1 rRNA gene is annotated in these 1,450 nt (G+C 53.5%); it reads left to right on the top strand.

From position 1 onward, the window contains the following. Positions 1-26: 26 nt before the first annotated feature. Positions 27-1,450: ribosomal RNA gene (locus tag V6D20_13660) — 16S ribosomal RNA — on the top strand; the annotation flags it as partial.

Raw genomic sequence — 1,450 nt, 5'->3', positions numbered from 1 at the left:
GGTTGATCGAAGTTATATAAGAATCAACGATGAAGAGTTTGATCCTGGCTCAGGATGAACGCTAGCGGCAGGCCTAACACATGCAAGTCGAGGGGCAGCGGGGATAAGCTTGCTTATCCGCCGGCGACCGGCGCACGGGTGCGCAACGCGTATAGAATCTGCCCTGTACTGGGGAATAGCCCAGAGAAATTTGGATTAATGCCCCATGGTATGTATTAGCGGCATCGCTTATACATTAAAGGCTACGGTACAGGATGACTATGCGTCCCATTAGTTAGTTGGTAAGGTAACGGCTTACCAAGGCAGCGATGGGTAGGGGCCCTGAGAGGGGGATCCCCCACACTGGTACTGAGACACGGACCAGACTCCTACGGGAGGCAGCAGTGAGGAATATTGGACAATGGGCGGGAGCCTGATCCAGCCATGCCGCGTGCAGGAAGACGGTCCTATGGATTGTAAACTGCTTTTGTACGGGAAGAACAAGGGGCACGTGTGCCCCTCTGACGGTACCGTAAGAATAAGGATCGGCTAACTCCGTGCCAGCAGCCGCGGTAATACGGAGGATCCGAGCGTTATCCGGAATCATTGGGTTTAAAGGGTCCGTAGGCGGGCCATTAAGTCAGGGGTGAAAGTCTGCGGCTCAACCGTAGAATTGCCCTTGATACTGGTGGTCTTGAGTTATGGTGAAGTAACTAGAATATGTAGTGTAGCGGTGAAATGCATAGATATTACATAGAATACCGATTGCGAAGGCAGGTTACTAACCATATACTGACGCTGATGGACGAAAGCGTGGGGAGCGAACAGGATTAGATACCCTGGTAGTCCACGCCGTAAACGATGGATACTAGCTGTCCGGATGCAAATCTGGGCGGCCAAGCGAAAGTGATAAGTATCCCACCTGGGGAGTACGTCCGCAAGGATGAAACTCAAAGGAATTGACGGGGGCCCGCACAAGCGGTGGAGCATGTGGTTTAATTCGATGATACGCGAGGAACCTTACCAGGGCTTAAATGTGGTCTGACAGCTTTAGAGATAGAGCCTCCTTCGGGCAGATCACAAGGTGCTGCATGGTTGTCGTCAGCTCGTGCCGTGAGGTGTCAGGTTAAGTCCTATAACGAGCGCAACCCCTGCCGTTAGTTGCCAGCATGTAAAGATGGGGACTCTAACGGGACTGCCGGTGCAAACCGCGAGGAAGGTGGGGATGACGTCAAATCATCACGGCCCTTACGTCCTGGGCCACACACGTGCTACAATGGCCGGTACAGAGAGCAGCCACTGGGCAACCAGGAGCGAATCTATAAAACCGGTCACAGTTCGGATCGGGGTCTGCAACTCGACCCCGTGAAGCTGGAATCGCTAGTAATCGGATATCAGCCATGATCCGGTGAATACGTTCCCGGGCCTTGTACACACCGCCCGTCAAGCCATGGAAGCCGGGAGTGCCTGA

The sequence above is a fragment of the Candidatus Obscuribacterales bacterium genome (genome assembly GCA_036703605.1).
In the GTDB taxonomy this organism is placed as follows: Bacteria; Cyanobacteriota; Cyanobacteriia; order RECH01; family RECH01; genus RECH01.
This window is presented reverse-complemented; position numbering and strand designations above follow the sequence as displayed.